Source organism: Paenibacillus sp. Marseille-Q7038 (genome assembly GCF_965111595.1).
Genome location: NZ_CBCOOM010000001.1, coordinates 1,733,312 through 1,749,822 on the forward strand (window position 1 = coordinate 1,733,312; position 16,511 = coordinate 1,749,822).

The following is a 16,511-nucleotide window of genomic DNA, read 5'->3' on the forward strand; positions in this document are numbered from 1 at the left end:
GCCTTGAAAGTGAGTACAAACGCTAATTATTTAAGATAACTTGCTGAGTTTCTTCCAGGCCTTTCACAATTTCTACCTGTGTAGGTGTCGTAAGTCCAAGCTCCACATCAACTTCTTTACGCTGATCCCCATCGGTTACCTGAACATAACTGCGCCCCATATAAGAGCGTATAGCGGACCTTGGAAGAAGGATTACGTTCTCACGGCTCTGTAATTTGATGGTAAGTTCTGCGCTATGACCAATCTTCACATCGCTCGGTGCCTCTTTCATTCCGATAATGATGGTCAGCGCATTTCGCTCCGACTTTGCTTCATCTGTCGTCTGAGGTGCTTCCGCAGGGGATTGAATCACTGTTCCTTCATAATCTTTACCTTTATATTTCAAACCTACTGGCATGCCCGTCTGAATCGATAATAGATCTTTAGAATCTGCAGCTGTATACGTTAGCTTCATATCAGAAGGATCTGCAATGCTAATAACGGTTTGATAAGCGCTTACATTATCACCTGTGTTTAGTGTTTCCGTAAAGGTAACAACACCTTGGATCGGGGCATAAATTCGGGATGAAGCTAGCTTTTTTTCCATACTGTCCAGTAGTAATTTCTCTCGTTCCAAATCAATTTCACGTAGCCGCAGTTCCGTCTTAACCGCACCGGATTGCTGAGCCTCTTTATACAATAAGCTCGCACGCTCCACGTTCAATTTTTGCAAACGGATTTGAAGATCGAGATCGTCTGTTTCAAGCTCCGCTAGCAGTGCACCAGCCTTTACCTCTTCTCCAACTTTTGCCATCATGGACTTTAGACGCCCTCCGTTATCTTTAAAAAATAGTGTCGCTGAGCTTGCTGAAACAAAATTTGCCGTCCCTCTTAAAGATGTCTCGATATTCCCACGGGCCGCCTCCACGATATCAAGCTCTTCCTCGGCAGGCTGAACAAGCGGCGGCTGAAGACTTTCGTCTTCAACAGGAAGAAGCGAACAGCCCGCAAGAGTAAGCATGGCAGCTAGAAGAATACTTACCTTTACATTCGGTTTTCTTTTATAGGAACGATGATTCTTAGATCGGTTAGGGTACAATTTTGCCATCCTCCAATGCAATAACATAGTCAGCAAGCTCCATGATCCCCGGATCGTGTGTTGTTAAGACAATCGTCATGCCTGAATCATGCACTAGATCCCGAAATACACGCATCACCTGTAGACCCATCTTACTGTCCAGCTCAGCTGTGGGTTCATCAGCAATTAGAATTGCAGGCTCATGGGCGATTGCTCTAGCGATCGCCACGCGCTGCTGCTCACCACCCGATAACTCCATGGGACGATGTTTCATTCTATCCCGCATACCCACCCGCTCAAGCGCTCGTTCTGCAGCTTCTTGATTTCCTTTAACCGAATCGCTTGCAATGCGAAGGCCAAATTCAACATTTTCGTATGCTGACATAAGCGGAATCAGTCCAAACGATTGAAAGATAAGTCCAATTTCTTTACGTCGGAGCTTGCTTTTTTCTGCTTCCGACAGCCCCGTGATTTGTCGTCCTTTCAGAATGACGTGTCCTTCTGTTGGTTCATCTAAAGCAGCAAGTATATTAAGAAGCGTGGTTTTCCCTGATCCTGACCTTCCTTGCAGCGCTACCATGCTGCGAGCGGGCACAGATAGATGAATATTATCTAGTGCAGTAACCATGGTATTACCTCGCCCAAACCTTCGGTACACACCGTTGGCCTCGAGAATCGGATCACCGTGAGTCTTCCTTTCCTGCTTTGTATATGGCATGAGGCTCCCTCTCTTTAACTAACGAATGAATTGCCATGCACCAAACTGGAACAGTTCTTGATCAGATTCACCTCTAAATACAAAATAAATATCATGAATATCTTCTACATTTGAAATTTCCGTGCTGATTACTTCCCAACGCTCCACGTCTTCTGTATGCACTACGGCAAGGGTTCCTATTAATTCACCGTTTGGAGTATCCATCCGAATTTCAATCTCACCTGCACTTGATCCAATAACCCAAGCTACGATGGAGGAAGCACCTTCAGAAAAATTCACATTCGCTGCTGCGATCCAGTCACCATCATGTATATTAGTAATGACAAGTTTATCAGAAGGTCCGTCTTCATCATTCACAGTAAAAGGCTGGACGTTTATTCCTGCATTCCATGCCATAGTCACCGCATCAACTAGATAAAATGGATTTAGCGTTTTGATTGGCTCTACACCTTTTAAATCTGCCGTGATCTCTTTAATAACACCGTTTTCTTCGAAGTCGACTTTATTGAGATGAGTTGAACGGTATCCTTTTGGAACACCCATCGCAGCAGATAAAGTCTGAGCATGATACGCGATATACCATGTGTCTTGAATAGAGAAGAAGGCATGGTGATTATTACCGCCTACGCCAAAAAAATGACCTGGGTTCTTCAGAATCGTATCTTGATAAGTCCATGGCCCCATTGGATGGTTACTCGTCATATAAGCAATCTCTCCCGCCGGAGGACTTCCTTCAGGACGTGTTCCTGGATAGAAGTTAGAGCAATACGTGTAGTAGTAAACACCGTTATATTTATGGATGCCTGCATCTTCGAACATGAACGGAGCCTCTATTACTTTTGCCTCGCCAACCACACTAACCATATCTTCACCGAGCTGAATGACTCGGGCGGTATTCGGCATTTCAGGCTCTCCTTCAGGTATACCTCCTCCATAATACAGGTACCCTGTTCCATCTTCATCGACCAGAACAGCAGGATCAAATAACCAAGTCACACCTGCTGCTGCTGGCATTTCCCGGGATATAAGCGGTTTGCCGATAGGGTCCACCCAAGGCCCAGTTGGGCTATCACTTGTCAAAACTCCAATCCCGCTCGCATTATTAGCAAAATATAAGAAAAATTCGTCTTTTCCGTTCCGTGTTTTATGAGCTGCAGCTGGAGCCCACGATTGTGTTGCCCATTTTGCAGCACCCTCAGCACCAGCCACCTTAATTGTGCCGTGATCTGTCCAATTGATCAGGTCATCAGAAGATATTACTGAAAGTGTATTGATCGTACTATACGTATTTTCTTTCACATTCCCTTCACGATCGTACTCTAGTGCATCGTGAGTATTGTATAAATACACCCGTTCCTTATACACCAGTGCGTAAGGATCCGCACCAAATTTATGGGATACGACTGGGTTTCCGTTCCGAGGCAGCTTGCCAACCGCCTTAGCCTGTGACTTCTCACCGACCTTACCCTCATCAACCGTAACACCATTTACATCCGTCTTACTGTCTTCATAAAAACTTAATTCCTCTTTCATTGATCCCTTCATCTCCTTGTTAATTCATCATATTTTCTAACTTCGATCTGAATATAATGTACTGTCGAATTACATACTTCCTGCTGTGTCTCTTTAAAAAGTGTATCGCTTACATATACGGGCAACAACCTGCCGAATCGTATATCCCGTACCTGTCTATTTCTAGTCCCAAAGCACAACAAAAAGCCCGCAGCTCTCATGTCTGCAGACTTTTCCAGGGACGTATAGCACCTTTTCAACTAACTGTTACGACCCACAGTCGACTCTTTGTACAAACTGTCACGAAACTCTTGGGGCGTTATGCCGGTCATTTTTTTAAAAAATCGGGTAAATGAATGGGCTGCTTCGTATCCCACGGATAGAGAAACATCCCGTACTTTTAGTTCATGATTACGAAGCAGCTCCTTCGCTTTCCGAGTGCGACATTTATCGATATACTCTGATAGATTGATGCCATACTCTTGTTTAAAAAATCTAGATAAATAGGATGGGTTGAAAAAGTGAAGCTCTGCTAACCGTACTAACGAGAGATCCTCGTTCAAGTTTTCTTCAATATACTGACAGATATGTTCAATTACCTGAGTAGCACGGTCTCGTTCGTCTTTATTTTTATATTGAAAAATCATTTCGGCAATTTTCTTAAGATATAAAAACCCTTCTTTCATTGAAGCATGTCCATCGAGCTGCATCAATTTATTGATGTTACCCATTTGGCTGTGCAAGCCCATCCGATTAATATGTGAAAATAGAACCAGAGCAGCTGCGTAATATCCTTCCAGTGCTTTTTGAACGGAGCCGCTCGTCTGCAGCAAGGTAACTGTCAATTCATTTAACTGGTCCATAAACTCCGTTGCTTTTCCACTTTCCAAATGTGCCTCTAGTCGTTCAATTCGATGACTTATATAAGAAACATCCTTTAGAACAAGATCGTCTGATGTCTCCGCTCGATCTACTAAAATCATAGATATGCCGTTCCCAATCTTCAACTGCTGCAACTGCCGAAGTCTCTCATATTGTGATGTAACTTGTGTCCAATCGCAGGCCCTGCCGCTTAGCGTAAAATTGAGCGTCAGACTTAGTGAAGACTGACATGCTTCTTGAATAAGTTCGAGTGTTCCCTCCATAAAGCGAACAAGATGAAAAGACTCTTGTTCTTCATAACAGGGTTGAAGCAACCACAGTAGATCCCCATGCTTATCGATCGTCCCTATACTGCTGCTCTTCTCGGACATAAAGGAATCCCAGATCATTCTAACCGACGTGAGTAGTCTACTTTTTTCTAAGTACCCGGTACCTTCAGCAAAAAACAATCGACCAAGCGCTAATATAACAGGAGCTTTCGGATCTAAAGCAATACCAAGCTCTTTAAAATCTTGGGCTAGAATATCTGCACGATCCATCACGTGGTGACTTTCCTGAAGCAGCTGTCTAATATAATCCCCTTGTGCCATGAGCTGAAGGATACTATTCTGTTCCTGAGATTTTTCAATTAATCTCTGGGTTTGAATATCCTGGTCTAGTTCTTGAACGACTTCGAGTACCGTTTGAGTTACCTTTTCATATCCCTCTGTTTTCAGTAAATACCGCGCATTTGGCAATTGAATAGCTTGATAGGCATAATCAAATTCACTAAAACCGGTCAGAAAGACAATTTTGCATCTTGGCCAGTGGGTTTGGATTTCTAGACTCATGTCCAAACCACTCATTCCAGGCATACGAATGTCCGTAAGAACAATATCAATCCGGCTTCTTGACATCCATTTCAGAGCCTCTTTAGCAGAATACGCTTTATAAATATCGAGCATTTCTGGCTTGAATCGTTGCAATACTTCATATAATCCATCTGTTATAATTTCTTCATCATCCACAATTAAGAGTCTATACAATCGATCTCCTCCTCCGTCTTGATTCGTATAAGCACTTCAAGACCATTCAGCTTGCTTTTCGATAAAAACAAACCACTCCCTTCGCCAAACGTAAGTACAAGACGCCGATGAATATTGATCATTCCCGTTATTTCATAAGAGTCGGCTGTATGACTAAGATGTTCGCGTAGTGATTCAAGTTCCGAATCCGTAATTGCATTTCCGTTATCCTCAATGCGGATTACTATTTCATTTGGGTTCTTCTCAAAAGCAACATGAAGGATTCCGTCCTCTTCCATCTTCTCAAGGCTATGTTCGTAAGCATTTTCGATAATCGGTTGGACGATCAAGCGAGGTACCCGTATACATTCCATTTCCTTTGGCAACTCATCAAAAAAGACGGTAATACGCCTTGAAAATCGTAGATTTTGGATTTCAGTATACGTACGTGAATGCTTAATTTCTTCTGACAACGCTACAAAGTCTTCTCCATTTCGAGTAATAAAGCGGAAGTATTCGCCCAGCATATTCGTAAATTTTTCAATTCGATCTGCATCTCCCATTCTTGAGAGCGTATTTAAAATAAAAAAGCTGTTATATAGAAAATGGGGATTGATTTGAGATTGCAGCTGTTTCAGCTCTGCTTTTTGCATCATCATTTTTTGTTTAAAATCCTGATCAATGAGGGCTTGCAGTTTACTTAACATATGATTGAACCGAGTATATAAATAACCAAACTCATCTTTACGCTCATGTTCGATGTGGCTGTCTAAAGAGCCCCCTTCCATTCGTTTAAATCCTTGAATCAGTTTTAACAATGGTTGATGAATAATCCGGTACGAAAAATAGGAAAAAACGATGATAGCAAGAAAGGAAGTCATGATGAATACCCATGCCCATTTAGAAAACGTACTCAGCGGTCGCTTCACCGTTTCTTCAGGTATATACATAGCTACAGAGAGTCCTGTTGCATCTGAATACACTTTGTTCATTTGAAATGTTTTGTTATTTAGCTTCATTACAACAGCATCATTGCTTGACGGGGAGTTTCTTATAAAATCTTGAATGGCTAAATCTGCATCCTTATCCGTACTGAGCACGATCCCCGCTGATTCGGATAACAACAAAGAACCACTTTCCGGATATAGGTTCACTTGTTCCAAGGACTTTAGCAGTTTTTCGACATCAAGCTCAATTTGAACTGTGAAAAGTGGTTCTGCTCCTTTTCTTCCGCTTTCCTTTGATCCGTTAAGATATATGGAATTATTCCATTTGATCAATCGATGTTCACTTTCTTTAGCTCCAGAACGAAAGAAATAATATTGGATGAGATCAAAATCTTGAATGGCTTCTGCTGTAGATAACGTTTTGTTGATAGATGGAATATGAATATAAATATCTTTAATATAGGGACTGCTGTTCTGAACAGAGGTCATCCGTTGAAGTAATCTGCTTAATGCTGATCTTTTATCCGCGTTATCAATGAAATCCCATGTTACAGAAAGTGTATTAAGTCCACTATCTTCCACCATATCGAACAACTGAAGCTCAATCCATTCGACTTCCCGATCAAGTGTACCTAAGTAATAATTCAATTGTTTTACAGTAGCTCTTGATATATCTTCGCTTGCATTCTTGTAACTCCACTGATAGAGATACAAACCGAGCAAAATGATAGGAATGACAACAAAGAGGTACGTAAACACCAAACGTACAAATATAGAATTCCGTAGAGAAACAGCGGGAAATGTAAACAAATAAATGCCTCCGATACTGCGAGATGATAAATATTCGAATAAGAAGACATCTTACTGTTCAGAAAACCACTGATTAACTTCTTCTGTTATCTGATCACCGCCTAGTTTCTTCCACTGCTCGACAAAACGATCAAACTCTTCGATCGGCCTGCCGAGGATAATATCCCTATACACCTGAAGTTGAATTTCATTTAAAATGGATTGTTTCTCAATCATTGTTTCTGTTGGTATGCCTACAAAGCTTTCATACAATAATTGATTATTTTTTTCGTAACGATCAATAATGGCCATCGCCCCTTGTTCACCATAGGTCCGTTCCCAGCCCCAGCCAATCTCGATGTTACCGCTTCCAGAGAGATACATCACGATATTTTTCTGGATTGCTTTGGCTTCTTCGTTCAGTTTTGAATAGTCACCTGTAATGCGGGCTTCCTTCAATTGTTGAAAAGCTTCCATGTTTTTTCTTGCTGGATACGGTGTTATAGGAGATAGCTGCCAAACGGGATAAGGAGAACTATAGTATTTTTCATATTCTGCAGTATCGCCCCAATTCTTTTCCAAATGTAAGTTGAACATCTTAATAATCGCTTCCGGATGCTCGACCCCTTTTTTTACAGCGATAAAATGAGTAGTGTTGAACTTTAGCGGTACTTTTGGTGCTTCTCCGGAAACAGAAACAATAGGAAAGGCTCGCCAATCCGCATTCGAATCACTCTCACGGCTCTCTTGAACAAAAAAAGACCCCCACTGCTCTCCGAATAACATTCCAATTTTCCCTTTGGCTACTTGCTCTTTGACTTTAATCCCATTCTTCATGGCAAATTCACTGTCCAAATATCCATTACGAAACATATATTGCAGTGATAACAAAGCTGATTTTACCTCAGGCTGAATACCTCCGTACGTAAGCTTTCCTGAATCATCATGAATCCACATCATTGGAAAAGCATCATAACCTGCCATAAAGGAGGTTAGTCCCATAACGGGGTCCCACAAATACTGGGTTGCTCCAATCCCAAATGTGTCATTTTCTCCATTTTGATCAGGATCTTGTTCTGTAAACGCTTTCGAAACTGCGATCAGTTCATCCATCGTCTGTGGTGGTTCCAGGTTCAGTCTTTCAAGCCAATCGGTACGAATCCAAAGTACCTGAGCCGTCTCAATCGAAGAATTCGTTTCAGGAATACCCATCAGTTTTCTATCAATGGTGGCTGCTTCAAAAGGTCCTGATCCTTCTTGGTTCAAAATTTCTTTGGTGAGCGGGGTAGCATACGCATCAAATACCTTAGTCAAATCTTGAATATAACCAGCATTACTTAACAATCTTAGCTGCTCAGCATTCACCTGTACCACATCAGGAATATTACCTGACGATAGATCAACACTAAATTTTTGTGCGTATAAGTCACCTTTAGCGGTCCAATCATACTGAACTTGGATACCTAAAACTTCTTCGTAAAGTTGACTCCAGGTGTTATCGTTTAGTGATTGACCTGGCAAGCTTCCAATTAGTTCATCAAGCTGAGCACTCGTTTCTCTTACAAAAGAGACCTTGATGGGCGGATCGTACTTGCTTAGTCCCATCTCTTCATACTCATGTCTTGTCGTATTTTTGTCTACTAGAGGATCAAACTCATTGTTTACGTTGCTAGGACTGCAGGCATATAGTAACTGAAAACTAAGGAACACTGTAAGTGCAATATTCAATTTATCCATTACGCATATCCGCACGGACAGACCCCATTTCACTAGTTATATAGAAATGACGAGTTACATTATGATAATTATCAAGAACCGCTTTGTCATAGGCAAGATGCATTTTTCTATTTCGTTACCAACTCTTTACATTTTTCTATGATTATCGCATAGGTTATCTTTGTCTACAATGGACCTTTTTCTTTTATCAAAACATAAAAAACCGGAGGTCGGGCACTTCCTTTACAGAAGTCACTTTCTCTCCGGTTACATATACATTTTTTTAAACTCTTACTTCTTATTTACTGGAATAGTTATGGACTTATTATGTTTCTCGATATAATCAAATTCGTCTAGGAGGAGAAAATCCGGTTTGTCTGAAGTGTTGAAAGAATACGTCTGCTCCCATAAGATATTACCGTTTTTGAGATCCCATGGACGGGTTGTAGAAATGGAAGATACGGGAATGACTTTACCGCCGGCTTGAACGGATAAATTGTCCGTTTTCAGGAATACGAATTCTTTTCTAGCGATGATGACATCATAACCTGAATCTGTTTTGGTTACGCTACGAATCCATATTTTTTCACTGCCTAATCTAATAGATTGATCTGATGGTGAAGCAAGGGATATCGGTTCTTTTACTTTTTGTTTACCTGGAAAACTTACAAGTTCAAGTTCAATGGTTTCTACTTTGTCGGTAGGAAACACATCATATTCAAGAACAAATACAGGTTCGACCAGAACCCCCTTTTCGTTCACACTTTCTGAATGCATTCCCCATTGTTTTACTTCTGTTTCATTAACATAAAGCTTTGTTTCAGCTGGAAATCTAGGTGAACCTTCAATATCCAATTCATAGTGTCCCTTCACGATTGTTGAAGTTGGTGTAGCAGTGATGGAGTCATAGTGGACAGCACCCTGATCTACAGTAACAGATTTTGAAATCTTTTCTTTGATGATACTCTTTAGTGCCCTATTGGCTTCGTATTTAAAAGAGATTGAATAAGACACCTTTTCCCCATTATCCGGCCAATCTATAAATGTAACGGTTAGTGTTTTAGAGAACGGACTAACAGGCTCAAATTTATATACTCCTTCATAATGAGACTCGTCTGTGCTAAGAATTCCGCTCTCTCCCTGAAAGCCGGAATCAGTCAAGAAACCTTTAATACGATGTGCAAAGTAACGATATGTACCATTCTCCTTAAATACAGATCCCTCAGGTCGATCAATGCTGTAATACATTAAAAATGCGTTGTCATCTGCAATAACCCCGTCTATGGTAATAACTGTTCCATCATCTAACGTTGTGCTTTTATTGACCATTTGCCCATATCCACTCTCCGCTACTTCATTAAAGCTAAGAGAACCCAGCTCCATTTTATTAAGAAACATACCCCCGTAGTAAGCAAATGCAGAATAATGATAAGTTCCGAAAATCAGAAGGAGAGCAGCAGCGGATGAGGCAAACCATGTCATCGTTTTATTTCTTTTCTTATTCTTAACAGGAACATGTTCAAGTGTACTCCGAAGTCTACTCTCAAGTTCTGACGGAGCCTTTATCCTATGCGAGGTCTGTTTGTGTTTTTCTAATTGTTCCTCGATTATCGTCATCACGCTCACCTCCGATCATAAGTTTTAATTTCTTCATTCCAATGGAGATTCTTGATTTGGTTGTGCCAAGCGGAACACCGGTCATGTCCGCGATCGTCTGATAGGCAAGATCATGAACATAACGAAGCTCGATGGCTTCTCGCTGTGGACCATCTAAGTGAGATAGCAACACCTGCATGTCCATCTCCGACTCCATATCACGATAAGGAGAGTCATCGGTAAATACGGAATATGCTGATTCCTCATCGTCCTCAAGTGACAGGTAACGTTCCTTTTTACGTAGTAAAGTTTTGCAGCGATTGACGAGAATGGTCTTGCTCCAGCTGTAGAATACCTCTCCTGTATGCAGTTGTTCAATTTTTTCATAGAGTGTAACAATCATATCTTCCATTGCATCCATCGCATCATGCTCGTTTCCCATGTATGTATAGGCAAGACGATAATAAGCGTCCTGATCAGCTAGGATTAGTTGTAATAAAGCTTCTTTATTGCCTTTTTTGGCTTGTTTGACAAGACGACTTATTTTCATGTTCTCCCCCCTTTCATAGATAAGAGATTGCAAAAGCTATAAAAGTTCATTTTTCACAAAAATACTTTTAATATTCTTATTCGGTTGAAAATGAATCTCTCTGCTCATGTTGCATGGGTATGTAACGACAAGTTAAAAACCAGTCCCTCTGAAGATCGATAGGGACTGGTTCATTAAAAAACAGCTTTACATAAAACGACAATAGCATTGAATATATAGACTGTAATCGTGGTTCCTACAGTATTTAAAAATACAATCTTCCAGTTCATTTTTCTATCTTTCCCCATAAATTCTAGTATGAGAACAAAACAGAACATAGACAGGGCTACTCCGATAACCCCATATTCATTAACAATAAAAAAATCTCGGATAGTAAGCTCCGTCACACCTTTCAACACCTCTCGTTCACTTTTACATTATTATCCATATTAATCTATTGAACTCCTGCCGTCTATGTATTGCTTGTCATTTCTCCTTAGAAAATATATATTACTCATGCTTATTCCCCAAGTTCTATGTTAGCGCTTACATAATATTCTGTTATAATCGGGTTATGCGCAGAGGTGCACATCTGTGTATAACCCTCGTGGTACCGACACAAGGTCGGACCAACAACCTACACTAGAAAGGGTGGAATTAATTGAAAAAAGTTTTGGGTTTGTTTCTGTCTTTAGCTATGGTTTCCTTGTTTTATGTTGCTCAGCCCGTTCCGGTATCAGCCGCCTCGCCAATTGTAGTCAGCACAACGATTATTGTGCCCGAAGGTCAAACTTTTGATGGCAGCGGCCAAACTTACGTGGCTAATCCAAGTACCCTGGGAGATGGTGGACAGGGAGAGAATCAGAAACCGATCTTCAAACTTGAGAAAAATGCAACACTGAAGAATGTAATCATCGGTGCTCCCGGCGCTGACGGGGTACATTGTTATGGAAACGCTACGATATCTAATGTAACGTAGCAGGATGTAGGCGAAGATGCACTAACACTCAAAGCCTCAGGCACGGTCAATATTACAGGTGGCGGTGCATATAAAGCTTATGACAAAGTGTTCCAGGCCAATGCAGCGGGGACCATTAACATTAAGAACTTTAGAGCGGATGACATCGGTAAGCTGGCACGTCAGAACGGAGGAAGCTCTTATGCGGTGAATTTCACTCTGGACAGTTCCAACATTTCAAATGTAAAGGACTCCATCTTCCGTACGGACAGCAGCAGTGCCGCAAAAATCACCAACACGCGTTATCATAAAGTGCCTACTCTGTTTAAAGGTTTTGCCTCTGGTAAAACTACGCAATCAGGTAACACCCAATATTAATACGGCAGTCAAGCCAAATCACTCGTAATACTTCTTTCTGTTTACTACAATAAAAGATACTGAATCTATTCTTCTAATAACTTCCCAATTCTTGCATGTTTCAATGAAATAAAATAGCAAAGGCAGCCCTCGTTCGTGAGAGGGCTGCCTTCTTTAACGATTATTTTAGCTAATAGAGCAACAAATATGCTCAGTGTTATAGTAAATCAGGATCACTATTTCCACTGTTCGACTAACTGCTCCGCGTGATGAATCAGATTCAGCTTCGCCTTCTCGGTAACAGTGTCTTTGCCGCCCCGTTTAGTCAGTTGCGAGATGTACTTCTCAAGGAAGAACGAAGCCTGTTTCAGGTCTTTCTTGTCATAATGATGACGTGCCTGCTTGAGTGAATTGGTCGTCTGATTCACCACAGCACCACGGAGTTCTCCTTGTTCCACATATGTGCCATGATGCTGTTCAAGAACATTCAGTAATCCGGGAATGAACACATTTGGAATGTTTACTTGATTAAAATCGGTATCCGAGGCAAAGTAGTAACTGGTGTACACAGGCTGATTATAGCCTGTATTTTGGGTAGCTACTCCTGCACGGTACTGAGGATCATGCAAGAGCGTATGCAGCTTACGCTCTGTTACTTCCGTATTCGTATATATACGAATGGCACTGCTATCCACCGTGCGGACAAGCATTTCTTCCCGCCAATCTCCAAACACATCCGCTACAAGGGATGGCGTTCCCTTCGTGTGGTTATTCGTGCGTGTTCCTTCCGCAGTCAGTACAGTCCCTTTTTTCCAATCATCAATTGTCGGTGTATTTTCCAGCGCTCCGTTGATGATTTGAGTCGTCATATCCTTCGACCATTTGATATTCATGTTCGTACCCGGTATTTTGTCACTGATTTTTTCACCTTGAGCGGTATAAACGCCAACGGCCCAGGTTTCAAGCCCCGGATGATCTGGATCAATGTCACCAATCATACCACGTCCGGTATCTTTTCCAGTGTAACCGCCATAGATGACTTCTCCCGTCTTCGCATCTCTCAGTGCATAACCATAGGGGGCATACGGTCCACCTTCGTGCACCATGTATACTTCTAGCCCTCCCCGCGTTGGATCAATATTGGCAACATGCAGTGCATCACCGTGACCTAAGTTGGAAACAGCTCCAGGATTAGCACTTTCCGGAGGCATCACCGCGGAAGAATTAGACAACACAGACCCATCATGATCAATTGTCGTTGATCCATATACTATTTCCTGCTTGCCGTCTCCATCCACATCGGCTACGCTGAGGGAATGTGCTCCTTGGGTCGTAATTTGACCGTATTCAGGGTCCGTACCCGGTCTTCCATGTGGACCATCTCTGAACGGATTCGTCATCGGGGCCCAGCCGCTGTCTACATACCAATATTCATTTAGTTTCGTTCCATCCCAGTTATAAGAAACTAAGGTTGTTCGAGTATAGTAACCCCTTGCAAATACAGCATAAGGCTGCTGCCCATCCAGATACGCAACGCCGGATAAGAACCGATCCACCCTGTTTCCCGGCTCTATACGATTCATCGCATAGTCACCCCAGCGTAGTCCGTCATCGGTACGACCTGGTTTGTAACGGATTGTCTTCAATTCTTGTCCCGTTGCTCCCTCAAACACAGTCAAATATTCAGGGCCGGATAAAATAAAACCTTCGAACTCACGGAATTTATTCCGATTCGCATCCTTGGATGGAGCAAACACGTCCATGAAATAATCAGTCAACTGTTCCGCATCAGCACGAGATAGCGGATAATCATATTTCTTTTCGATACCGAAAACCTCTTCGAGGGTTTGCGGCCAGCTTCCATTTAGTACTTCCTCATAGTCATGCCAGTCCATAAACATGTCTACCATGTGCTCGTAATATCCTTCTCTGCTTACTCGATAATCATCTTCATTCGTATAACCTGCAGCTAGATCTTCGTCCAGCACAGTAATGTATTCTTCGGAAGTCTGCTCACCTTGCTTATTATAATGAAGGATTTTAGTTCCCGGTGCTGTTTTAAACATAAATTCTGCCTTGCCATCCCCATCAAAATCATAAACCAGGAACTGCGTATAATGCGCTCCAGAGCGAATATTAACGCCAAGGTCGATTCGGTAAAGCAATTCACCCGTAAGCGTATAGGCATCAACGTAGGTATTTCCGGTATATCCCACCTGAGAGACGTCTTTGGCATTGCTCGGGTCCCATTTCACAAAATACTCTAGTTGTCCGTCACCATCCACATCCCCTACGCTCATATCATTTGCAGAGTAACTATAAGCTTCACCGGCTGGCGTAATCCCATCAGCAGGCTTCTGAATAAGAAGATCATAATATCCATTATTCCAAGGCGTAACGGAGTTGCTCTGATCCACTTCTTTTCCATTAGACACTGCCGAGACATAATAAGAGGAACCTGCAACGCCTGCAGGGTCAAGAAAATTTGTGCTGTCTGTCACTTCACCTACAAATTTACCATCCCGGTACACATGAAAATCAGTGCCTGTCAGTCCTTTTTCACTGCTTCCCGATACCTCTTGAGCGAGCAATCTCCAACTCAAAAAGTTACCTTCTCCTGTCTTCACCGCAATAAGTCCTCGGTCTAAATACTCCATCTGAATGCGATTCTCCATATTCTGATGCCCCTTTCCACTTGTATCCTGTGCGGCAAAAGCTGTTCCACCTGTACTTAACAGGACAACACTTATTCCTGTTGCAACTGCTTTTTTCCATCCCCGAAACTTTGGTTTGACTTGTGGCATGAAAGCACTCCTTCTATCGTTATAATGTTTTCGCTTACAAGGAAGTTTCTAGCAATCTTTCATTTCCCCCCTTTTCATTCATTTTCATATTAAAACAGATTATAAACTTGTCTTCTGCCTGTCGCCATTCACATTTCAGTGTTTCTTGTTCATATATCAGAGTTGTTATGTTCGGTATTTTGGCTCGTTCGCTCCATTTGTTTTGCTACGCAAAGCCAAAAGTCGCTCACAATCCAAAAACCTCACTCAGCAATCGGATATTTCTAAACTCACAAAGTTGTTTCGTTATCACTAGTTATTAAGGAAAAGTAATCATGTTTTCTTTGGTTCAGCACGGATGTATCAATATAGAATACATGTAGTTTCAAAAGATTGAACTTTCAAAACTGAATAACGAGTGAGTGTTCACTTTGCTTTTGCAAAGTGGTCCACCGACTTTCGTCGTACGTAGTTTTGAATGTTTCCACCCTCCGGAAATGATTCTCCATAGAAAGGCGTTGATCATTATGAAAGTTGTTTAAATAAAACGGTGGGAACTTCAAGCGCATATGGATACCTTGACATATACAAGCGAGAAGCGTAGTTTATTTTACTAGGGTCGTATCCCACCAAGAATTACCACTCTGTTGGTATCTTATACTTTATTACGTAATAAGGAGATTCATATGAAGACTACAGTAACTAAAACTACACTCACATTAAATGGTATGGATTATCTCTGCCGTACGGCAGGATTAGAACAAAACGGCGAACTGGTTATTTTCCTTCACGGATTTCCAGAAAGCTCGATTATATGGGAAAAAACAATGTCTACATTGGCCTCGCTAGGCTATCGCTGTTTAGCTCCTGATCAGAGAGGTTATTCAGACGGCGCCCGCCCAGACGGCTATGGAAATTATTCATTGAAAAAACTTGCCGCTGATGTCATTGGATTTGCAGACTTAATGGGTTGTTCAGGTAAATTCCACCTGGTTGGACATGATCTAGGAGCAGCCGTTGGTTGGAACGTTGTCACTCTATATCCTCAGCGGATACAGACGTGGACAGCTATGTCTGTACCTCATTGGCCTGCTTACAAATGGGCGCTGGAAAATGATCCGGTGCAGAAACAAAAAGGTTCATATGTAAATAAATTCATGGAGCCGAATGTTCCAGAAGCCATATTAGCTGCTAATGACTATGCGGTTTTACGACATTTATGGGAAGGCTTTGATCAAGAAACGTTAGAAGACTATATGCGGATTTTCTCGCAGCCAGCAGCCAGAACAGCGGTTATCAATTGGTATCGCGGCATCATGCAGGTCCAAGAACAGATTCCATATGGAGATATTGAAACTCCGACCGCTTTCATATGGGGAAACGAAGACTTGGCTCTTGCGCGTGCAGGAATAGAGAAAAGTCACACCTATATGAAAGGTTATTATGATTTCCATGAACTTAATGCCGGTCACTGGCTAACCCAATTTAATGAACCAGAGGTAACTGAAATTATCATTAGTCACATACAAAAGTTTCCAATAAAATTATAGAATTATTTACGAACATAGAGAATTCGATAATAAATGCAAAGAAAAGCAACCGACACCGGTAATAATCCAACGACCGGTTGCTTTTTTATGTCTTATCTTTGGGCTAGTTATTC

10 protein-coding genes and 1 pseudogene are annotated in these 16,511 nt (G+C 41.7%); 2 read left to right on the forward strand and 9 right to left on the reverse strand.

Translation table 11 applies throughout. The features are described 5' to 3' along the window. Nucleotides 1–22: 22 nt before the first annotated feature. The 8 genes from ACWPWY_RS08330 to ACWPWY_RS08365 form a co-directional block, all read right to left on the reverse strand. Complete coding sequence (locus tag ACWPWY_RS08330) at nucleotides 23–1,087, reverse strand: efflux RND transporter periplasmic adaptor subunit (protein WP_454191250.1); 1,065 nt, start codon at nucleotides 1,085–1,087, stop codon at nucleotides 23–25. After that, nucleotides 1,068–1,775: an ABC transporter ATP-binding protein gene (locus tag ACWPWY_RS08335; RefSeq protein ID WP_454191251.1), complete on the reverse strand. Its 708-nt coding sequence runs from the start codon at nucleotides 1,773–1,775 to the stop codon at nucleotides 1,068–1,070. Before ACWPWY_RS08335 ends, ACWPWY_RS08330 begins: the two co-directional genes overlap by 20 nt. An 18-nt stretch (nucleotides 1,776–1,793) precedes the next feature. Further along, the gene (locus ACWPWY_RS08340) at nucleotides 1,794–3,308 is read right to left on the reverse strand and encodes a glycoside hydrolase family 43 protein (RefSeq protein ID WP_454191252.1); all 1,515 of its coding nucleotides are present in this window, start codon (nucleotides 3,306–3,308) and stop codon (nucleotides 1,794–1,796) included. Nucleotides 3,309–3,547: 239 nt separating this feature from the next. Beyond that, the gene (locus tag ACWPWY_RS08345; protein ID WP_454191253.1) at nucleotides 3,548–5,194 is read right to left on the reverse strand and encodes a response regulator transcription factor; all 1,647 of its coding nucleotides are present in this window, start codon (nucleotides 5,192–5,194) and stop codon (nucleotides 3,548–3,550) included. Further along, a complete protein-coding gene (locus ACWPWY_RS08350; protein ID WP_454191254.1) occupies nucleotides 5,179–6,930 on the reverse strand; it encodes a sensor histidine kinase in 1,752 nt (583 codons plus the stop codon). Before ACWPWY_RS08350 ends, ACWPWY_RS08345 begins: the two co-directional genes overlap by 16 nt. A gap of 51 nt (nucleotides 6,931–6,981) precedes the next feature. Then, a complete protein-coding gene (locus tag ACWPWY_RS08355; RefSeq protein ID WP_454191255.1) occupies nucleotides 6,982–8,646 on the reverse strand; it encodes an extracellular solute-binding protein in 1,665 nt (554 codons plus the stop codon). 270 nt (nucleotides 8,647–8,916) lie between these two features. Then, on the reverse strand, nucleotides 8,917–10,242 hold the full coding sequence (locus tag ACWPWY_RS08360) for a DUF4179 domain-containing protein (RefSeq protein ID WP_454191256.1): 1,326 nt from the start codon (nucleotides 10,240–10,242) through the stop codon (nucleotides 8,917–8,919). Continuing rightward, entirely contained in the window at nucleotides 10,193–10,771 is a 579-nt protein-coding gene (locus ACWPWY_RS08365) for an RNA polymerase sigma factor (RefSeq protein ID WP_454191257.1), read from the reverse strand. The genes ACWPWY_RS08360 and ACWPWY_RS08365 overlap by 50 nt, the downstream gene beginning before the upstream one ends. A gap of 676 nt (nucleotides 10,772–11,447) precedes the next feature. On the opposite strand from ACWPWY_RS08365, the pseudogene ACWPWY_RS08370 reads away from it, so the two are divergent. Further along, nucleotides 11,448–12,086 (forward strand): annotated as a pseudogene (locus tag ACWPWY_RS08370) (pectate lyase). A 215-nt stretch (nucleotides 12,087–12,301) separates the two neighbouring features. Here ACWPWY_RS08370 and ACWPWY_RS08375 read toward each other — a convergent pair. Further along, nucleotides 12,302–14,869, reverse strand: a complete 2,568-nt coding sequence (locus ACWPWY_RS08375; protein WP_454191258.1) for a rhamnogalacturonan lyase — start codon at nucleotides 14,867–14,869, stop codon at nucleotides 12,302–12,304. Between the two features lie 665 nt (nucleotides 14,870–15,534). Here ACWPWY_RS08375 and ACWPWY_RS08380 point away from each other — a divergent pair. Continuing rightward, the gene (locus ACWPWY_RS08380) at nucleotides 15,535–16,398 is read left to right on the forward strand and encodes an alpha/beta fold hydrolase (protein WP_454191259.1); all 864 of its coding nucleotides are present in this window, start codon (nucleotides 15,535–15,537) and stop codon (nucleotides 16,396–16,398) included. Nucleotides 16,399–16,511 lie beyond the last annotated feature (113 nt).

Excerpts from the sequence above, each read along its gene's own strand:
- ACWPWY_RS08330 (WP_454191250.1), bottom strand. The coding sequence starts at position 1,087 with ATGGCAAAATTGTACCCTAACCGATCTAAGAATCATCGTTCCTATAAA.
- ACWPWY_RS08335 (WP_454191251.1), bottom strand. The coding sequence starts at position 1,775 with ATGCCATATACAAAGCAGGAAAGGAAGACTCACGGTGATCCGATTCTC.
- ACWPWY_RS08340 (WP_454191252.1), bottom strand. The coding sequence starts at position 3,308 with ATGAAAGAGGAATTAAGTTTTTATGAAGACAGTAAGACGGATGTAAAT.
- ACWPWY_RS08355 (WP_454191255.1), bottom strand. The coding sequence starts at position 8,646 with ATGGATAAATTGAATATTGCACTTACAGTGTTCCTTAGTTTTCAGTTA.
- ACWPWY_RS08360 (WP_454191256.1), bottom strand. The coding sequence starts at position 10,242 with ATGACGATAATCGAGGAACAATTAGAAAAACACAAACAGACCTCGCAT.
- ACWPWY_RS08365 (WP_454191257.1), bottom strand. The coding sequence starts at position 10,771 with ATGAAAATAAGTCGTCTTGTCAAACAAGCCAAAAAAGGCAATAAAGAA.
- ACWPWY_RS08375 (WP_454191258.1), bottom strand. The coding sequence starts at position 14,869 with ATGCCACAAGTCAAACCAAAGTTTCGGGGATGGAAAAAAGCAGTTGCA.
- ACWPWY_RS08380 (WP_454191259.1), top strand. The coding sequence starts at position 15,535 with ATGAAGACTACAGTAACTAAAACTACACTCACATTAAATGGTATGGAT.